Origin of the sequence: Hydrogenovibrio kuenenii DSM 12350 (genome assembly GCF_000526715.1) — a bacterium.
In the GTDB taxonomy this organism is placed as follows: domain Bacteria; phylum Pseudomonadota; class Gammaproteobacteria; order Thiomicrospirales; family Thiomicrospiraceae; genus Hydrogenovibrio; species Hydrogenovibrio kuenenii.
On the sequence record NZ_JAGP01000001.1, the window covers coordinates 972,947 to 989,165 of the forward strand.

At 42.1% G+C, this 16,219-nt stretch carries 14 protein-coding genes; 6 read left to right on the plus strand and 8 right to left on the minus strand.

Going from position 1 to position 16,219, the window contains the following annotated elements; translation table 11 throughout:
- Nucleotides 1-23 precede the first annotated feature (23 nt).
- The 3 genes from N745_RS0104575 to N745_RS0104585 all read right to left on the minus strand — a co-directional run bounded on the left by N745_RS0104575 (nt 24) and on the right by N745_RS0104585 (nt 2,156).
- The gene (locus tag N745_RS0104575; RefSeq protein ID WP_024850956.1) at nt 24-869 is read right to left on the minus strand and encodes a 23S rRNA (adenine(2030)-N(6))-methyltransferase RlmJ; all 846 of its coding nucleotides are present in this window, start codon (nt 867-869) and stop codon (nt 24-26) included.
- 20 nt (nt 870-889) lie between these two features.
- Nucleotides 890-1,846, minus strand: coding sequence for a ribosome biogenesis GTPase YlqF (gene ylqF, locus N745_RS0104580; protein WP_024850957.1), 957 nt, complete (start codon nt 1,844-1,846; stop codon nt 890-892).
- Nucleotides 1,847-1,916: 70 nt separating this feature from the next.
- Nucleotides 1,917-2,156: a hypothetical protein gene (locus tag N745_RS0104585; protein ID WP_024850958.1), complete on the minus strand. Its 240-nt coding sequence runs from the start codon at nt 2,154-2,156 to the stop codon at nt 1,917-1,919.
- Between the two features lie 237 nt (nt 2,157-2,393).
- On the opposite strand from N745_RS0104585, the gene N745_RS0104590 reads away from it, so the two are divergent.
- From N745_RS0104590 to N745_RS0104600, 3 genes are all read left to right on the plus strand, one after another.
- On the plus strand, nt 2,394-2,726 hold the full coding sequence (locus N745_RS0104590) for a hypothetical protein (protein ID WP_024850959.1): 333 nt from the start codon (nt 2,394-2,396) through the stop codon (nt 2,724-2,726).
- A gap of 146 nt (nt 2,727-2,872) precedes the next feature.
- A complete protein-coding gene (locus N745_RS0104595) occupies nt 2,873-3,634 on the plus strand; it encodes a universal stress protein (protein ID WP_024850960.1) in 762 nt (253 codons plus the stop codon).
- Nucleotides 3,635-3,654: 20 nt separating this feature from the next.
- Nucleotides 3,655-6,354 (plus strand): cation-translocating P-type ATPase, encoded by a 2,700-nt coding sequence (locus tag N745_RS0104600; RefSeq protein WP_024850961.1) that lies wholly within the window; start codon nt 3,655-3,657, stop codon nt 6,352-6,354.
- Nucleotides 6,355-6,382: 28 nt separating this feature from the next.
- Here N745_RS0104600 and N745_RS11695 read toward each other — a convergent pair whose 3' ends face one another.
- Nucleotides 6,383-8,611, minus strand: coding sequence for a PAS domain S-box protein (locus N745_RS11695; protein ID WP_024850962.1), 2,229 nt, complete (start codon nt 8,609-8,611; stop codon nt 6,383-6,385).
- A gap of 223 nt (nt 8,612-8,834) precedes the next feature.
- Complete coding sequence (locus tag N745_RS0104610) at nt 8,835-9,764, minus strand: DMT family transporter (RefSeq protein WP_024850963.1); 930 nt, start codon at nt 9,762-9,764, stop codon at nt 8,835-8,837.
- Between the two features lie 174 nt (nt 9,765-9,938).
- Here N745_RS0104610 and efpL point away from each other — a divergent pair, with 174 nt between their 5' ends.
- Nucleotides 9,939-10,502: an elongation factor P-like protein EfpL gene (gene efpL, locus N745_RS0104615; protein WP_024850964.1), complete on the plus strand. Its 564-nt coding sequence runs from the start codon at nt 9,939-9,941 to the stop codon at nt 10,500-10,502.
- A gap of 41 nt (nt 10,503-10,543) precedes the next feature.
- Here efpL and N745_RS0104620 read toward each other — a convergent pair whose 3' ends face one another.
- A complete protein-coding gene (locus N745_RS0104620; protein WP_024850965.1) occupies nt 10,544-11,923 on the minus strand; it encodes an L-serine ammonia-lyase in 1,380 nt (459 codons plus the stop codon).
- A gap of 188 nt (nt 11,924-12,111) precedes the next feature.
- Between N745_RS0104620 and N745_RS0104625 the strand changes: the two genes are divergently transcribed.
- Nucleotides 12,112-13,035 carry a DUF808 domain-containing protein gene (locus N745_RS0104625; protein WP_024850966.1) on the plus strand — a complete coding sequence of 308 codons (924 nt, stop codon included), beginning with the start codon at nt 12,112-12,114 and terminating at the stop codon, nt 13,033-13,035.
- Here the strand turns inward: N745_RS0104625 and N745_RS0104630 are convergent.
- Complete coding sequence (locus N745_RS0104630) at nt 13,016-13,792, minus strand: ZIP family transporter (RefSeq protein ID WP_024850967.1); 777 nt, start codon at nt 13,790-13,792, stop codon at nt 13,016-13,018. The genes N745_RS0104625 and N745_RS0104630 overlap by 20 nt on opposite strands.
- Nucleotides 13,793-13,890: 98 nt before the next feature.
- Nucleotides 13,891-15,006: a linear amide C-N hydrolase gene (locus tag N745_RS0104635; protein ID WP_024850968.1), complete on the minus strand. Its 1,116-nt coding sequence runs from the start codon at nt 15,004-15,006 to the stop codon at nt 13,891-13,893.
- Nucleotides 15,007-15,304: 298 nt separating this feature from the next.
- Here N745_RS0104635 and N745_RS0104640 point away from each other — a divergent pair, with 298 nt between their 5' ends.
- Nucleotides 15,305-16,186: a DMT family transporter gene (locus N745_RS0104640; protein WP_024850969.1), complete on the plus strand. Its 882-nt coding sequence runs from the start codon at nt 15,305-15,307 to the stop codon at nt 16,184-16,186.
- Nucleotides 16,187-16,219 lie beyond the last annotated feature (33 nt).

Here is a 16,219-nt window from a genome sequence, read left to right on the forward strand (position 1 = left end):
TTTTACCAAGCCAATCGGATTGATTACTCTGCAACCAATTGTTTAATTCTATAAACGCCTTCATTGCCTGCCAGTGTTTTCGCTAAGAACGGCAAGGCCTTTTCCATAGCAGCATAAAGCGTCCAAGGTGGGTTAATGACCAGCATACCACTGGATGTCATGCCTCGCGCACCATTGTCAGGCATTAAGCCTAATTCAAACAATTGAATATTGCTAATACCGCTTTTGATAAAGGCTTTTTCAAGTTGAGTGATGCGTTGGCGTTCCACCACCGGATACCAGAGTGCATAAGTGCCGGTTGCGAACTTCTTGTGTGCTTTGACAATACTCTCAACCACCAGCTTGTAATCATCTTTGACCTCATAAGGCGGATCCATCAGGATAAAACCACGTTTTTCTTTTGGTGGTAGTTGACTCAAACAGGCTTGGAAGCCGTTTGAGTTCGAAATATGAAGGCGACGATTTTGTTTGAAGTTATGGCAAAGTGTTTTGTATTCGCGTGGATGCAGTTCAAACAAAGATAACCTGTCATGATCCCGCAGTAAGTGCTCAGCAAACCAAGGCGAACCAGGGTAGTGTGTTAAATCTTCACCTGGATTGAAGTCAGATACTACATCTAAATAAATCTGAACTGAATCAGGTAGCTCGGCCTTATTAAGAGACCAGAGTTTACCGATCCCATTCTCATATTCGCGGTTTTTTTGTGCTTCACTATTGTCGAGTTGAAACGCGCCTGCACCGGAGTGAGTGTCTAAATAAAAAATAGGTTTGTCTTTTTGAGTCATGTAACCCAAGGTATGAACACAAATCATGTGTTTCAGTACATCGGCAAAATTGCCGGCGTGAAAAGAGTGGAGATAACTCAGCATAGGATAAGCTCTTAATTGTTTTAGCGATTACGATTACGCTTGTTCTTTTTTTGTCTTTTGGCTTCTTCGCGAGCCAGTTTTTTGGCTTCTTTTTCAGCGCGCAGAATTTCGACTTCTTTAAGCTCTGCTTCCATCATGCTAGGCATTTCAAAAGTAAGATTTCCTAGGCTTCCATCACGGATTTCAGTAATCAAAATACGAGAAACCTTGTCCATATCAACACGACCGCCGCCCACTAAACAGCCTCGTAGGCGACCAATGCCCTCCAATAGTTCAACATCCGCATAAGGGTTGTCCAATGATGGCAGTTCTTTGAGTTGATAGCGTTCCATCAACCTTTCAGGGTAGTGCTTGAGCAAGTATTCGGCGGCATAGCTAGCAACATCAGGCAGTTCAAAAGCTGTTTCTTTGATACCGCCAGTAATGGCAAGCCGGTAACCGGAATGTATATTTTCAATGTTTGCCCAAAGCATACCGGGGGTATCGAACAGTGTGATATTGTCTTCAAGCTTAATACGTTGCAGCATTTTGGTGACAGCAGGTTCATTGCCTGTTTTGGCAATAGGGCGATTGGCAAGGGAGTTAATCAATGTTGATTTCCCAACATTCGGAATCCCTAAGATCAATGCATGAATTACCTTAATAGAGTTTTCTTCTCGTGGGAACATTCTATGAATAAGGTCGAAAATCTGCGTTTTTCGATCACCCTGTTGAGAGTTTAATGCCAATGTTTTGATGTTTTTGTGTTGTTCAAAATAGTCTTGCCAGAGCTGCGTTTTTTCTTCATCTGCCAAATCTGACTTGTTAAAAATTTTGATCGTAGGTTTATCACCGCGTAGTTCGGCAATCATTGGGTTTTCGCTGCTGTAGGGAATGCGTGCATCCAGGACTTCTATAATTAAATCCACTTGGGGCAGGATTTCGCGCACTTCTTTTTGCGCTTTGTGCATGTGACCTGGATACCATTGGATTTGCATGTTGTTGTCCTGAAATGTAGTTTAGTGTCTAGTAATTTTAAGCCGCATTATACCAGTCTTTAACAGGTGTTTAGCGCGAGAAAAACCCTTTAACAAAACGGACAAATAATACCAAGGCTGAAATCATCCAAAGATAGACAAACCATTTAAAGACAGCGTAGAAAGATTGAAGTTGTCCTGCCATGGGTTTCAAACTCTCTGCTGTGAGCACACCGTTTTCGGCATGTCCCAACATCATGATTGCCACCATCAGCATTACCGCACCGATTGCGGCACCACCATAAAGAAAAAGCTTTGTCCAGATATCCATTTATCTACCCTTGTGGATTAAATTCATTGTTTCAAAAGTGTAAGTGAGAAAGCATTAAAAACCAAGCCCGTTTACCAAAATCTAATAGATGTTTAACTATCAGAGAAATAGATAATTCAAATATTGGAACATTAAATGCTGTGGTAATTTAGTAGCAGATTCGGTTGGTTTTTTCGGGGGAAGCCTGATATTGAATCTCTTTTTGTCGATTTTGTTCGTCAATTCAAGGAGATAACTATGCCATACGCAAGAAAACCTGACACCAGGTTAAAACCTGTTTATAAGCGCAACACTGCACCAACAAAGCGTGAAGTTGCACACAATGACAGCAAGTCTAATAAAGTTGTGGCTTTTAAGCCTAGAGAAGTGAATATGATGCCCGGTGACTGGGCAGAGGTAGGTAACCCTACTCATTATGAGCTTGCAACCACCATTCAAACTTGTAAGCGCCTATGGCACTTGAACAAACAAGCGTTAAACTATCCCGAGTGTAATCGCGAGGCAACGGAGTACAACATTCTTGTGCTCGAAAAACTCTATATCAACTTGATGGATTATCTGGTTGAGTAATATAGATAACTCAAAAACAGATATGAGATAGCAACGCGAGCCTGACCCAGCCTGGTAGATTTTAATAAAAAAGTCGTACAATTTATTGTGCTGGGTTCAGTTTATCTATTAAGATGATGGTAAGTGCTTTTTAGTAGGAGAAAGCTATGCGCGTGGTTTCCTTGGTTAACGGGTCTTTATTGTCGGAAGCTGCCAGCTTTTATGCTATTGCCTACGCCAAATCAGTTAAGCTGCCATTGAGCTTTTTGTTTATAGACAATGGTAAAGAATCGCTTGAACGGTTGGAATCATCTATTGCCACCCTTCAAGAAATTGCAGAAGCCCATGATGTCGAAACAGAAGCGGTTATCTTAGAAGGCGGCGTGCTTTCTCAGTTGCAACATTACGCCAAACTTTATTCTATTGATACCTTATTTTGCGCGACTCGAAAACTCTCCAATTCACATTCGTTCAGTGACACCATTGTTAAGGCTGGTTTGGAAACTGATATTGCTGTCGTAAAAGTCAAAAACGTATCTCAAGTCCGGTCTTATCGTCGTTCATTATTGGTTTCAGGTGTGCATATCAACCCTCATGCGTATTTGTTATGGCTGGGGCTGCTCATCGGTAACGAAGCCAGTGGAAAGCTTTATCTGCAAAACAGTCATTCAGCAAAGCATGCTTCAACAAAATCTGGTTTTAAATATGAATCAGCGCCCTTTATGCAAATCGCCAATATGTTGAATCAAGATGTTGATGTTGTACAAGTTTTACAGCCGATGAGTACGGAGCGCATTAATAATTATTTAGTGGAAAATGATTTCGACTTGGCTGTTTACAACGCGTCGGACTATTCAAAAAAACTGTTGGATGAGGTCACGGATGAATCCAGTACCAATAGTATTTTGTTTTATCCTTGGATGATATAAAGCTGAGGAGCTTAGACGCAATGCTATTTCAACAAACAAAAGAACAAATCCTCAAAACGTTACAAACCAGCGAATCAGGGTTAGATAAAACCGAAGTATCAAGACGCCTCCAGTCTTTTGGTTTGAATCAGATCAGTCAAAAAAAGAAAAAAGACTATCGAATCGAGTATTTGAAAGAATACATTTCTTTTTTTCCAATCTTGCTTGAAATAGCTGGTGTATTGGCACTGGTAGCAGACCATTTTCAGCCTGGTGAAGGCAATAGCATTCTAGCCTATGCGATTTTTACAGCCGTTTTTCTAAATGCCACTTTTACTTTCTGGCAAAAATTTAAGGCAGATAAGGCAATGGAAGCCTTACTCAAATTAATTAAATCTGAAGCCAATGTTCTGCGCGATGGTGAATGGCAAGTCATTGATGCGGTAGAAGTGGTACCCGGTGATATTTTGCGTTTAGAAGAAGGGGAGAAGGTTGCTGCCGATGCCATTTTACTTGATGCAAATGACCTTTATTTAAACCTGTCTGTATTAAATGGTGAATCCACTCCTTCTGAACGCACAATAGAAGCGGGTGATGCCAAACGCGAACTTGAAGCTAAAAACATGGTGTTTGCCGGTTCATCTGTCAGTAATGGGAATGGTTTGGCGGTGGTTACTGCCACTGGTGATGCAACTGAGTTCGGTAAAATTGCTCGTATGACGGCAGAAGTTGCTATTACCGTCACGCCTATCGAAAAAGAAATCAAACACATGACCACTATTTTGACTCTATTGGCTTTGGCTGCGGGTGTCGTGTTCTTTGTTTTGGGTTGGTTTTCGGATAGAGGGCTATTGATTTCCGCCATTTTCGCCTTATCTTTGATTGTTGCGAACGTACCGGAAGGGTTGTTGCCGACGATTACGCTATCACTATCACTCGCATCGCAGCGCATGGCAAAACGTCATGCATTGATCAAAAACCTCAACTCAGTAGAAACACTGGGTTCTGCAACGGTTATTTGTACCGACAAAACCGGTACGCTGACACAAAATGAGATGACAGTAAAAACCATCTATTTGGCAGATGGAAGTGAAGTATCCGTATCGGGTAACGGTTATTTCCAGCCGGGTGAAATTACATTTGAGAATAGAGCTTCAACAGACTGCGAGCAACATCTTCAACAATTGCTTACCGCAGCAGCTATTAATACGCATGCTTCTGTCAATGTTGCACAACACAGTGCCATTGGAGACCCAACCGAATTGGCATTGGTTGTAGCCGCTACAAAAGTAGTCGAGCTGCCTGAGATAGAAAAAGTTAAGGAATATGCTTTTTCGTCCGACCGAAAAATGATGTCCACCTTGGTTGATAACAACGGTGAACAGCAGCTGTTTGTGAAAGGTGCAGTAGAGAATGTTTTGCCCTTGTGTCAGTATGAGCAAGATGGTGAGGTGATTCCGTTAACGCAAGAAACCATTGATCGTATCCATGCGAAAAACAACCTGTTAGCTGAGCAATCCTATCGTGTATTGGCAATAGCGATGAAATCTGGGGATGGCGAAGAAGACCTTATATTCTTAGGCCTAGTCGGTATTATTGACCCACCTCGTATAGGGGTAAAAGAAGCGATAGCCCAATGCTACTCCGCCAGAATCCGTATTATGATGATTACTGGTGATAACCCTGTTACCGCCAGTGCCATAGCGGGCCGAATCGGTTTGAAGGTGGATGAAGTCATTACGGGGCCTGAGCTAGAGCATTTGTCGAATAAAGCGTTGCAACAAAAACTGTTGGATAAACACTTGTTGTTTGCGCGTATGGCGTCAGCGCAAAAGCTGCGTATTGCCGAGCTACTTCAAGCAAATGGTGAAGTGGTTGCCATGACTGGAGATGGGGTTAATGATTCTCCTGCGCTCAAACAAGCCGACATCGGTATTGCAATGGGCTCAGGAACGGATGTAGCGAAAGAGGCTGGCGATATGATTCTGCTAGATGATAATTTCAAATCCATCGTTTCCGCAGTGGAAGAAGGGCGCACAGTCTATTTCAATATCAAAAAGCTCACCACTTATATTCTCAGCTCCAACGTGCCGGAAATCGTGCCTTACGTATTGCAGTTTTTCCTCAAGATTCCAATGCCATTATCGGTGATTCAAATTCTATTAATCGACTTGGGTACGGATCAGTTACCAGGTTTGGGGCTAGGGGCGGAAAAGCCGGAAAAACACATTATGCAGCGTCCGCCAATTGGGCGTAACGAGAAAATTCTGGATTGGGAAGTCTTTAAACGCGGTTATTTCATGTCAGGGGTGTTTGAAGGTTCGGCAGCCATGTTCGCATTCCTTGGGTTTCTATTTCTCAACGGCTGGACTTATGGCGATTTGAGTATCGATAACGAATTTCATCGTCAGGCGATGACCATGACGCTGTTAGGGGCAATTACCTGTCAGATGGCGAACGTGTTCACGCTACGCTCTTGGGAAGACTCTATGTGGAATCTGACACGTACCAATAAGATGATTTGGTTCGGGGTGGCAATGGAGGCTGTGTTTATCGCATTGATACTTTATGTGCCGGCTGTGCAAACTGTGTTCAATACTGCGACCGTTCCATTGGAAGACTTATGGTTATTGATTCCTTTCCCAATCTTGTTATTGCTCAATCACGAATGGTATAAAGCACGTCAAAAAGCTAAGTGGCAACGACGTTATCAAGATTGGAATGATACCTCTCTCGCCTAGTAGATTTTAAGTGGGGATACTATAAGATTCAGTCCGATATGGTGAACTCATTGTTGGCGAATAATTCTAAACAAGCCTCTACGACGTCAGCATCGTAAAATCTACCTTTCCCTTGTTGGATTTCTTCTAGTGCAAGTTCAATTCCTAGTGCCGCGCGATAGGGGCGGTGAGAAGATATGGCATCAACGACATCTGCGACTGCAATGATTTTCGATTCGAGTAGTATTTGATCTCCTTTTAGCCCTTGTGGATAACCTGAACCGTCGATCCTTTCATGATGTTGTAGGATGATCTCCGCAATAGGCCAAGGGAAATCGATATCTTTTACAATATCATGGCCAGCTTGTGCATGGTTTTGCACAAGTTGGTATTCAATTTCGGTGAGTTTTCCTGGCTTTGATAGAATTTCTGCCGGAATTTGAATTTTTCCAAGATCATGAATGATTGCAGCAAACTCAATTCCTTGAGTTTGATCTGGCGGCAACCCCATTTTCTGGGCGATTGCCACAGACAGTTCACTAACACGTCTTTGATGACCCGCAGTATAAGGATCACGTATCTCTACAGTAGTGGCAATAGCTTGTATTGTTTGTTCCAAACTTTTTTTCAATAATAGGGCTTGTTGTTCACGTTCTTCTCTAGCTCTCAAGGTAATGATGCCATAAGCTAAATCACCGGTTAATTCTTCCAATAATGTCACTTCATCTTTATCAAAAACGTTAGAGGTTGAGGTGTAAATGCTTAAAGCCCCTAAAATGTTATCTTCATTACACAGTGGTAGTGCTATATTTGATACGTAACCACGTGCTAAAGCTGCTTCTCGCCAAGGTTCGTATTTTGATTCAGTAGCGATGTTTCGACGAATGGAGGTTTTACCATCACGAATCGCTTGTGAAATAGGGAGCTGGCCTTGTTCGTTATCTTCCCAACTAGGGTGGCCTTCCCAAAAATAACTATTTTTTTCTCCGGACCAGGCCTTCGGTGTGAGAGACTTTTCTGCATTGTCTTCAGCATAACAAACCATCGCCATACTATATCCACCTGTAGCCACGATAATATCGGTTACGGTCTTTAAGAATGTATCTTCATTTTTCGCTTGAATCAGGGCTATATTGACTGAAGATAGGGTTTGAAGTGCACGATTAGCCCGTTTCAGTGCATTTTCGGATTGCTTTCGATCCGTAATATCTCTGACGATACCAAAGATATAGGGTTGGCCTAATTCAATGTAGGAGGTACTGATTTCCACCGGAAACTCAGTCCCGTCTTTACGGCGATGGACACTTTCAATAGTTATACCGCCCGATTTTTTAGTCATTTCTTTGATGGAATTTGCAGATGCTTTGTTGTACTCAGCGTCAATATCAAAGGCTTTCATATTGAGCAATTCTTCTCGACTATAGCCTAGCGAACTACATTCGGCTTCATTGACGTCTAAAATACGAAGTGTTGAAGGATCAATCACTTCAATGGCATCATTTGAGTGATCCAACAGCATTCGTAGGATGCCGGTGCGTTCCTCTGCCTCTTTCCGTTCTGTAATGTCTCTCGCAATTGATATGAAATAGGGTTTTTCAAGATTGACCAGTGACAAACTGACCTCGACCGGAAAGGTGGAGCCGTCTTTACGTTGATGGTGGGACTCGAAATGGATGTTCCCAGTTTGTTTAACTTGAGCTATGAGTTGCTTGTATTCGCCAGAGTTTTGTATGGTCATTGGATCAACATCAAAAATGCTCATTGAAAGCAACTCTTCACGAGAATAGCCGAGTTGGACGCAACTGGTTTCATTGACATCCAAAAATGCCATGTTTGAAGGGTCAAGCACTTCAATGGCATCACCCGAATGGTCGAGTAGCTTACGGAATAGTTTTAAGTGTTCTTGGGTTTGCTTATGATCGGTAATGTCCTCAAGAATATTTACTATGTATGAGGTCGTTCTTTCTTCATCATGAGTTATGTAGGCGCGTGAACGAAAACATTTGTCATCTATGTGTATTTCTTGTTCTTTGGGTGTAAGTGTTTTCAGTGACGCAGTGTAAGCGTGAAGTGGTTCATCAAGTTTAGGAAAAACTTCAAAATAACGTTTTCCGATAATTTCCTTAAACTTTAGTTTCGCGAGTTGTTGGTAAGCCTTATTACATAGAAGAATATGGAAATCATTATCGTAGATGATAATGGGGTCTGTAACGGAATCTAGTGCAGAAACCCAGTAATGAAGAGGGTTTATGCCCTTGAAATCTATCGGCTTGCTCATTGAGAATGCCTCATGAATGTAGGGGGGATTTTATTCATCATATATGCTGAACTCTATTCACCATAGTCCATAGAGTTAATATTATCAAATAATATCTAATTATGTCGTTGAGGTAATAATTGATAAGCCAATGTCTTAGTAGGCTTTGTTCATGGCTGAATATTTGATAGAGACGAGCTGATAGTGATAGGTGGTGATAATACGTACACTAGAAGAGCAAGCTTTAAGAGGGTGAGACGGATTTTAATGATGCTTTTCGGTGTTGGTTTCTTCCTATCAGCACCAACGCTAAACCACCCAACATCAGTATTGCAGCCAGCCAGAAACGTAAGGTCAAAGGTTCAGCAATCAACCAGGCTGCACCGAAGGCGGCGATTAAAGGCATTAATAATTGTGAGCCGGAAGCTAGGCTGGATGAAAGATGCGGTAAAGCGGTGTACCAAAGTATATAGCCTAAACCTGAAGTGACTGCACCGGAAATGACTGCTAAGAGTACGCCGTATTCTGTTAGGTGAATATGGTCTTCAAACAGCATTGCCAGCAAGCTGGCAATGGCAATCATCGGCAGGGTACGATAGAAATTATAAGCCGTGTCAAACATAGGGTTTTTAGACTTGCGGCCATTCAAGCTATACAACGCCCAGCTATAGGCGGAAATAAACACCATCACCAATCCCCACCAAGAAGGCGTAGTGAGTTTCGGGTACATCAAGTAAGCCAATCCCGCGAGAGCCAAGGCGACACCAATCCACTCGGCTTTGTGGAGTTTGTCTCCAGCGCGTACTGCATAGCCTAGCATCGTAAGTTGAACGATAACGGCAAGGATCAAAGAGCCTGTCGCAGTGCTAATAGTGACATAGCTAAATGAAAAGGTAATGGCATAGAAAAATAGCATGAGTGCCGCTTTCCAGCTGCCTTTTGATATGGGGTCATTCGATGCATCCACCGCGGATAAATGTTTTTTTCGCCAAGCAAACCAACTCATGACGATAAACAACATGACCGCCCCTGAACCTAATCGTAGACTGGTGAAGCTAACGGGATCAATGAAACCATCACTCAAAGCCCAGCGACAAATGATGGCGTTGGCAGCGAAAGCTGTAATAGATAGCAGAGTCAAAATTGTTGTCTGAATCAATAAGAATCGAGTCATAAGTAACCAGAAAAATTGGGTTGGAAATGTTGGCTATTCTAATCGGGATGGACTTGAGAACAAATTGTTTTAAAGCATTTTTATTAATGTATCACTTGCTTTACCCCATGAAACTGCTGAAAATAGCGCAAATTTATTTTAAGCCGTTATTCCAAATATAAAGGATTCAAGGTCATGCCTAAAATTAGTGAACTTAAGAAGGGCAGTGTTGTCGAAATTGATGGTGCTCCGCATATTGTAAAGACTTACGATGTCCGTAACCCTTCTTCTCGTGGTGCTTCCACTATGTACAAGGTACGTTTCTATAACTTAAGAACTGGCCAAAAAGTGGATGAAACTTTTAAGGGCGAAGATATGCTTAAAGAAGTGGATACCGCTAAAGTTTCAGTAATGTTTTCGTATATCGACGGCGATAGCTATGTATTCATGAATAATGAAGACTTCAGCCAATATTTATTGGATGGAGATGTTTTGGAAGAAGAGAAAAGATATCTAACCGAAGGTTTGACGGGTATTACGGCACTATTGTATGAAGACCAAATATTAAGCATTGAACTGCCAACGAATGTTGATTTGGAAGTCACTGAAACCAATCCTGGTAGTAAAGCGAGTGGAGCGGGCAGAACTAAGCCTGCAGTATTATCGACAGGTTATGAAATTCAAGTACCTGAATTCATTGAACCCAATGAAAAAGTTAAAGTCAGCACGCTAACAGGCAAGTTTATTTCTAGAGCCTAGTGCTTTACTTTGTTAATGAGCGAATGGGCAAGCGTAAGTGTTTAGCATTCTGTAATGCTTACGGCTAAACCACCTAGTGAGGTTTCTTTGTATTTGTGAGACATTTCCAATCCGGTTTGTTTCATTGCAGAAATACAGTTATCCAGATGCATAATATGTTGTCCGCCACCACGCAATGCTAAAGAGGCTGCGGCGTAAGCTTTGATAGCGCCAAATCCATTACGCTCAATACAGGGTACTTGTACCAACCCTTTAACTGGATCGCACGTCATTCCTAGATGGTGTTCCAAAGCAATTTCGGCAGCATTTTCAATCTGCTCTGGCGTGCCTCCTTTTACTGCACAAAGTCCCGCGGCAGCCATTGCTGAAGCAGAACCAACCTCACCCTGGCATCCAACTTCTGCACCGGAAATCGAGCTGAGATGTTTAATCAATCCACCAATAGCACTGGCAGTGAGTAAGAACTCTCGCACTTGCTCAAGAGAGCCATTTTCATGTTTTGTATAGTAATAAATGACCGCAGGAATAACGCCTGCCGCGCCATTTGTCGGCGCAGTCACGACCATGTGACCATCGGCATTTTCTTCATTCACCGCCATGGCATAGGCACAAAGCCAGTCGTTTAGATTTGCGTCATGCGGGGCTTCAACAAGTTGCTCAAAAAGATGTTTGGCGCGTCGTTGTACATTCAAGCCGCCCGGTAAAATTCCTTGAGCATTCAGGCCTGAAACCGTGCAGTGACACATACTTTTCCAAACCTTGTCTAAGCCCTCGTTTAATTCACTTTCATTCATATGTGCGAGTTCATTTTCACGTTTCATCTGTGCGATGGTTAAGCCACTTTCTTCAGCCATAGAAAGCATGGTTTTTGCGGAATCAAAAGGGTAGGGACAAGAAGCTCGTGTTCCTATTTTGAGTGGAGCAGTGAGCTTATTGATGTCTGAAGCGGTGCTGATAAAACCGCCGCCAATAGAGAAATAGGTTTCGCTAAAGAGTAACTTGCCATCTGAAGTGACAACTTCAAAAATCATCCCATTAGGATGTTCAGGTAAAGGGTCGCCGAAATCGAAAATAATATTCTCTTTGGGGGAGAAGTGAATTGCTCTACCCTCGGTTAATTCGATAGAACTTTTTGATCTTAGTTCGTCATGCAGTTTATTTAGGTTGATGCCCGTTAACGCATAAGGTTTGTAACCGTGTAACCCTAAAGCGACCGCTCGGTCAGTTGCATGTCCTTTACCGGTAAAAGCCAAAGACCCTTTTAAAGTACAGCGTATAAAACTGTTTTCAGGTAGGTCTTTTTCGGATAAATAATTTGATGCTTCAGACAAAAACTGATTGGCAGCAGCCATTGGGCCGACGGTATGAGAGCTTGAAGGGCCTATGCCGATTTTGAATAATTCCAATACGCTGATAAACATAAATTCTTCCAACAAACCGACTTCATTTAGTCTAAAAGAACCTTTTCAACTATTCAACTTACAGAAAATAGGGGAAATAGAAGTAATAAATTGCTACGCCATTACCCCCCAGCCTGGTAGATTTTGTGTAGGATTACGGTAAACTGCGATAAATTTTGATAGTGATTAGACTGAGTAAAGGATAAAGAATGGCAGCAGGACTTTTGGTTTTATTAGATGACATCGCCAGTTTAATGGATGATGTTGCAGCCTATTCCAAAATAGCGGCTAAAAAAACAGCCGGTGTATTAGGGGATGATCTGGCGGTAAACGCCCAACAAGTTTCTGGTGTGGCGGCAGAGCGAGAGCTGCCGATTATCTGGGCTGTGGCAAAAGGTTCATTGCTCAATAAAGTGATTTTGGTGCCTTCTGCTTTGATTCTAAGTGCTTTGATGCCGTGGTTAATCCCCATTGTTTTGATGATAGGGGGCGCTTACCTTTGTTACGAAGGGTTTGAGAAACTACTTCATGATTGGCAGCATCGCAAAGACAAACCTAAAGATGAACAGCAAGAATCCATGCTGCCAAAGCTATCCAAAAAATCCTCTGCTGAACTGGAAAAAACAAAAATTCGTGGCGCTATTCGTACCGATTTTATTTTATCCATAGAAATCATTGTCATCGCTTTAGGCACGGTGCAAGATGTCAGTTTCTTATACCAAGCATTGGTGGTTGCTTTGATTGCTTTTGCAGTGACGCTTGGTGTTTATGCAGTGGTTGCGTTGATTGTTCGGTTGGATGACATTGGCTTTATGATGCTACAGTCTGAAGGAAAGGGCAGCTTCCAGAAAGTATGGCGCATGGTTGGTCGCGGGTTGGTAATGGCAGCACCAAAGTTGATTAAATCACTTGGCGTGATCGGCATGGTAGCAATGTTTTTAGTGGGTGGCGGTATCTTGATTCATCACCTACCATTTTTACACCATTGGTATGAAGTGACGGCTGTAAACAACCATTTAATGACAATGGTTTATGAACTCTTGTTTACCTTGGGGATTGGTCTGGTGTTAGGCGCTTTAGTTGTTGCTGTTGTTAAAGCTGTGACTCCAGTCTTTAAGCCCAAATCGCAATAAGTGCCATCAAACTGAAACCGCTGGCAATCAAGAAAACTTTGCTCCATTCGAACTTTGGTTTCTTGAATACGTCTTCCATAATATCAACCACCGCAATGTACAAAAACGTACCTGATGCTAGAGCATCAAATAAAGCTTCATAAGCGTAAGCGTTTTTGTCTGTTAGTGCTTGTGAAAACGCAGTTCCTAAAGCTAAACCTATGGGCGTCATAATTGCAAAAGTAGCAATCATTATTAGATGGCGATAAGCTGAAAAGTCATTTTCTCTCAAACTCACACCTAGTGAAAAAGCAGCGGCTCCTTTGTGCGCGATTATGGCAATAAACAATGCCATTGCTGATAGTAAAGTGGTTTCTAGACCAAGAGAAATCCCCGCGATGATGGAATGAATCGACAAGATAAATGACAAAATAATGGGATAAACGATACGTTGCTTCGATATGCTGGCAACATCTTCCTCTTTCACATTTAAAGCTGCTTTTTCTAACAATAAAATGAGGATAAAACCTAAGCCTGCAACCAATGTCGGGAAGGGAAAGTCTACATCACCAGCGTAAGCGGTAAAGTTTTCTTGTGCATCGGGAAGAAGGTGTAACAATGCCGCCCCTAAAAATACCCCACCTGAAAAAGCATTACTTAAAGTGAGCTGTTTTATACCTGCTTCGGTTAAACCGATACGTCTTGGTATAACGCCAGCCACAAAACCTGTAATAAAAATGATGACAAGAAAAAAGGTTTTAAACCAAATAATATCCATTTATGTTTGAGTCCAGTAGGGTGGTGTATTAACAAGATACATTTTCTGCATCAGAAACGACGATTCACTGCCGAATTCGCCATTTTTGATGAAGGTTGTTATTTTAAGTTCATAGTAATGTTATGAATATCTTGCTGTTTTGTTGGATCCATAGGGGTATGGACAATAGTGTTAGGGACAAACTTAACTTTATTGAGATCAACTTCCTGCACTCTACGATTGTACTGAGTATGGAAAAAGAGAACTCGATGTTTAAGATCCCAAGCTGTCGTCCATTGTGTTGAGCTTCGCATGCCTGTTACATTTTTTTCTTTGTTATCCGAACCTTCTGCGGATTTCAACGGCACATCAAAGTTATCAAGAATTCGGAACAGTTCGTAAACGGCATCGTTAGAGTTTTTCAATGGCTGGTCAGTGTGTGACCAGACTGCGGCACGAACAAATCGAGACGTCGAAGTGAAATCTCCCGGCAGACCAACCATACCGCTTCCGCCACTTAGTGGCGTAAATTCTATGCCTGCTATTTTTCTGTTAGGGGCGGGGTTGATGCTAAGGTTTAAGTAATTACGCAGGTTGGTCATTTGCCAGTCGTAGGTTGGGTTGTTGGTAATTACACCCAATGGGTTTTTATAGAGTTTCAGTTTGCCGTCTATATATTCAATAACGATGGATTTTCCAGAAGCTTCTGTGACCATCCAGTGTGCGTAGGCTGGAATTCCAAGAGAAGCTTCTTTAACCGCTACAACGCGTACGTGTTTCACAGCCTTTTCAACTTCATCGACATTTTTGAATTGAGACAGAAGATAAGAAACCATATCTGTTGCAGTGATAGTGTTGCGAGCTTTTTTCTTATCGTATTTCATATAGTGGGCAAACCCTTTGTGGTAGAAGAATCCCACAGCAAGTCCTTTTTCGTTCATACCATCAATGAATACGTCTTTGCCGATGGCATCAAGCCCTAAAAAATTATATTTTCCAGTCCACTTTTTACCATTGTTACCATCTGGTGTTAATCCTCTAAAGTGATATCCACTCGGAACTGCAGCTACTCTTGAGTTGAGGTCAAAGGCACCCCATTCATTGGTTCTACCATAAACGGTTGAACCATCTTCTGTGGTAAGGCGAATGCCTGTGCAGGCTTGAACAGAGGTGGTAAGGGCACTGAGTAATAACAGTGTTCCCATTAAAGTGTGAATGAACTTTTTTATTTGCATTCTATAGCCCCCTCATTCGAGATTGAGTATCAGTAATGGTTGCTAGTCATGTTAGATGGGTTAAAAGACGTAGTCAATCAAGATTTACCTAATAATATGATTATTAAGGGGATTTACCCAGACGGTAGTTTTCTTAGTGATTTGATAAAAAAATATTTTAGTGTTTGCTGATATAGCATTGGTGGACTAAGTGTAACGTATGCTACACTATCTTTAACGGTATGCTTGATTCAGGCTGAAATGCTTGTTTTATAGCGGTTTAAGCCGCCACTTTAATCCCAAAGAAGGGTTTCTATTTATGTCTTCCTCGCAAGTTTCTTTTCGTCCTGCAATTGCTTTGTTAGTACTCGGTTTGATTTGGGGGTACAACTGGGTTGTTATGAAAGGCGGTTTGCCTGATATAGCGCCTTTATGGTTTGGTGCGATACGAACCATAGTGCCTGCCATTTTGCTGATTCTATTATTGCCTTTACTCGGAAAACCCATGGCATCGCCACCACTAAAGTTTGTGGTGCCATTGGGCATACTGCAAACCGCTGGATTTGTTGGTTTTATGATGTGGGCACTTGAAAATGGAGCGGCTGGGGAAACAGCAGTTTTAGTCTTTACCATGCCGATTTGGTTAACGTTAATGGCGCACTTATTTTTGCATGAGCACTTGTCTCGGTTGCAATGGTGGGCGTTAGGTGTTGCAGCGGTAGGTTTGTTTTTATTGATAGCACCCTGGGAAGGCCACTTGGCAATGGCTGCAAGTATCTTTGCGGTTATGTCAGGTTTGACTTGGGCGAGCGGTTCTATTTGGCAGAAAAAGTATGGTCATCTATACAAGTTGGAAATGATTAATCTTACCGCCTGGCAAATGCTTTACGGTGGTATTGCCATATTAATAGCAGCGATATTGTTTGATAAATGGCACTTCAATTGGAATGCAAATTTAGGTTGGGTGCTTTTCTATAACCTTATTCCTGCGGGTGCGTTAGGTTGGTTGTTATGGTTTTATGCGCTACACAATTTACCAACTAAAGTAGCCGGGTTTGGATCGCTTTTGATTCCAACAGTAGGTGTTTTGGGTGCTTGGATTCAGCTTGGAGAGCGACCGAACGAATTTGAGGCGTTAGGGATTCTGTTCATCATGGCTGCTTTGGTGATGATACTTTGGCCGAAGAAAATAAATTCTTGACAGTAACATACCGATTGGTATGTAATGAAAACC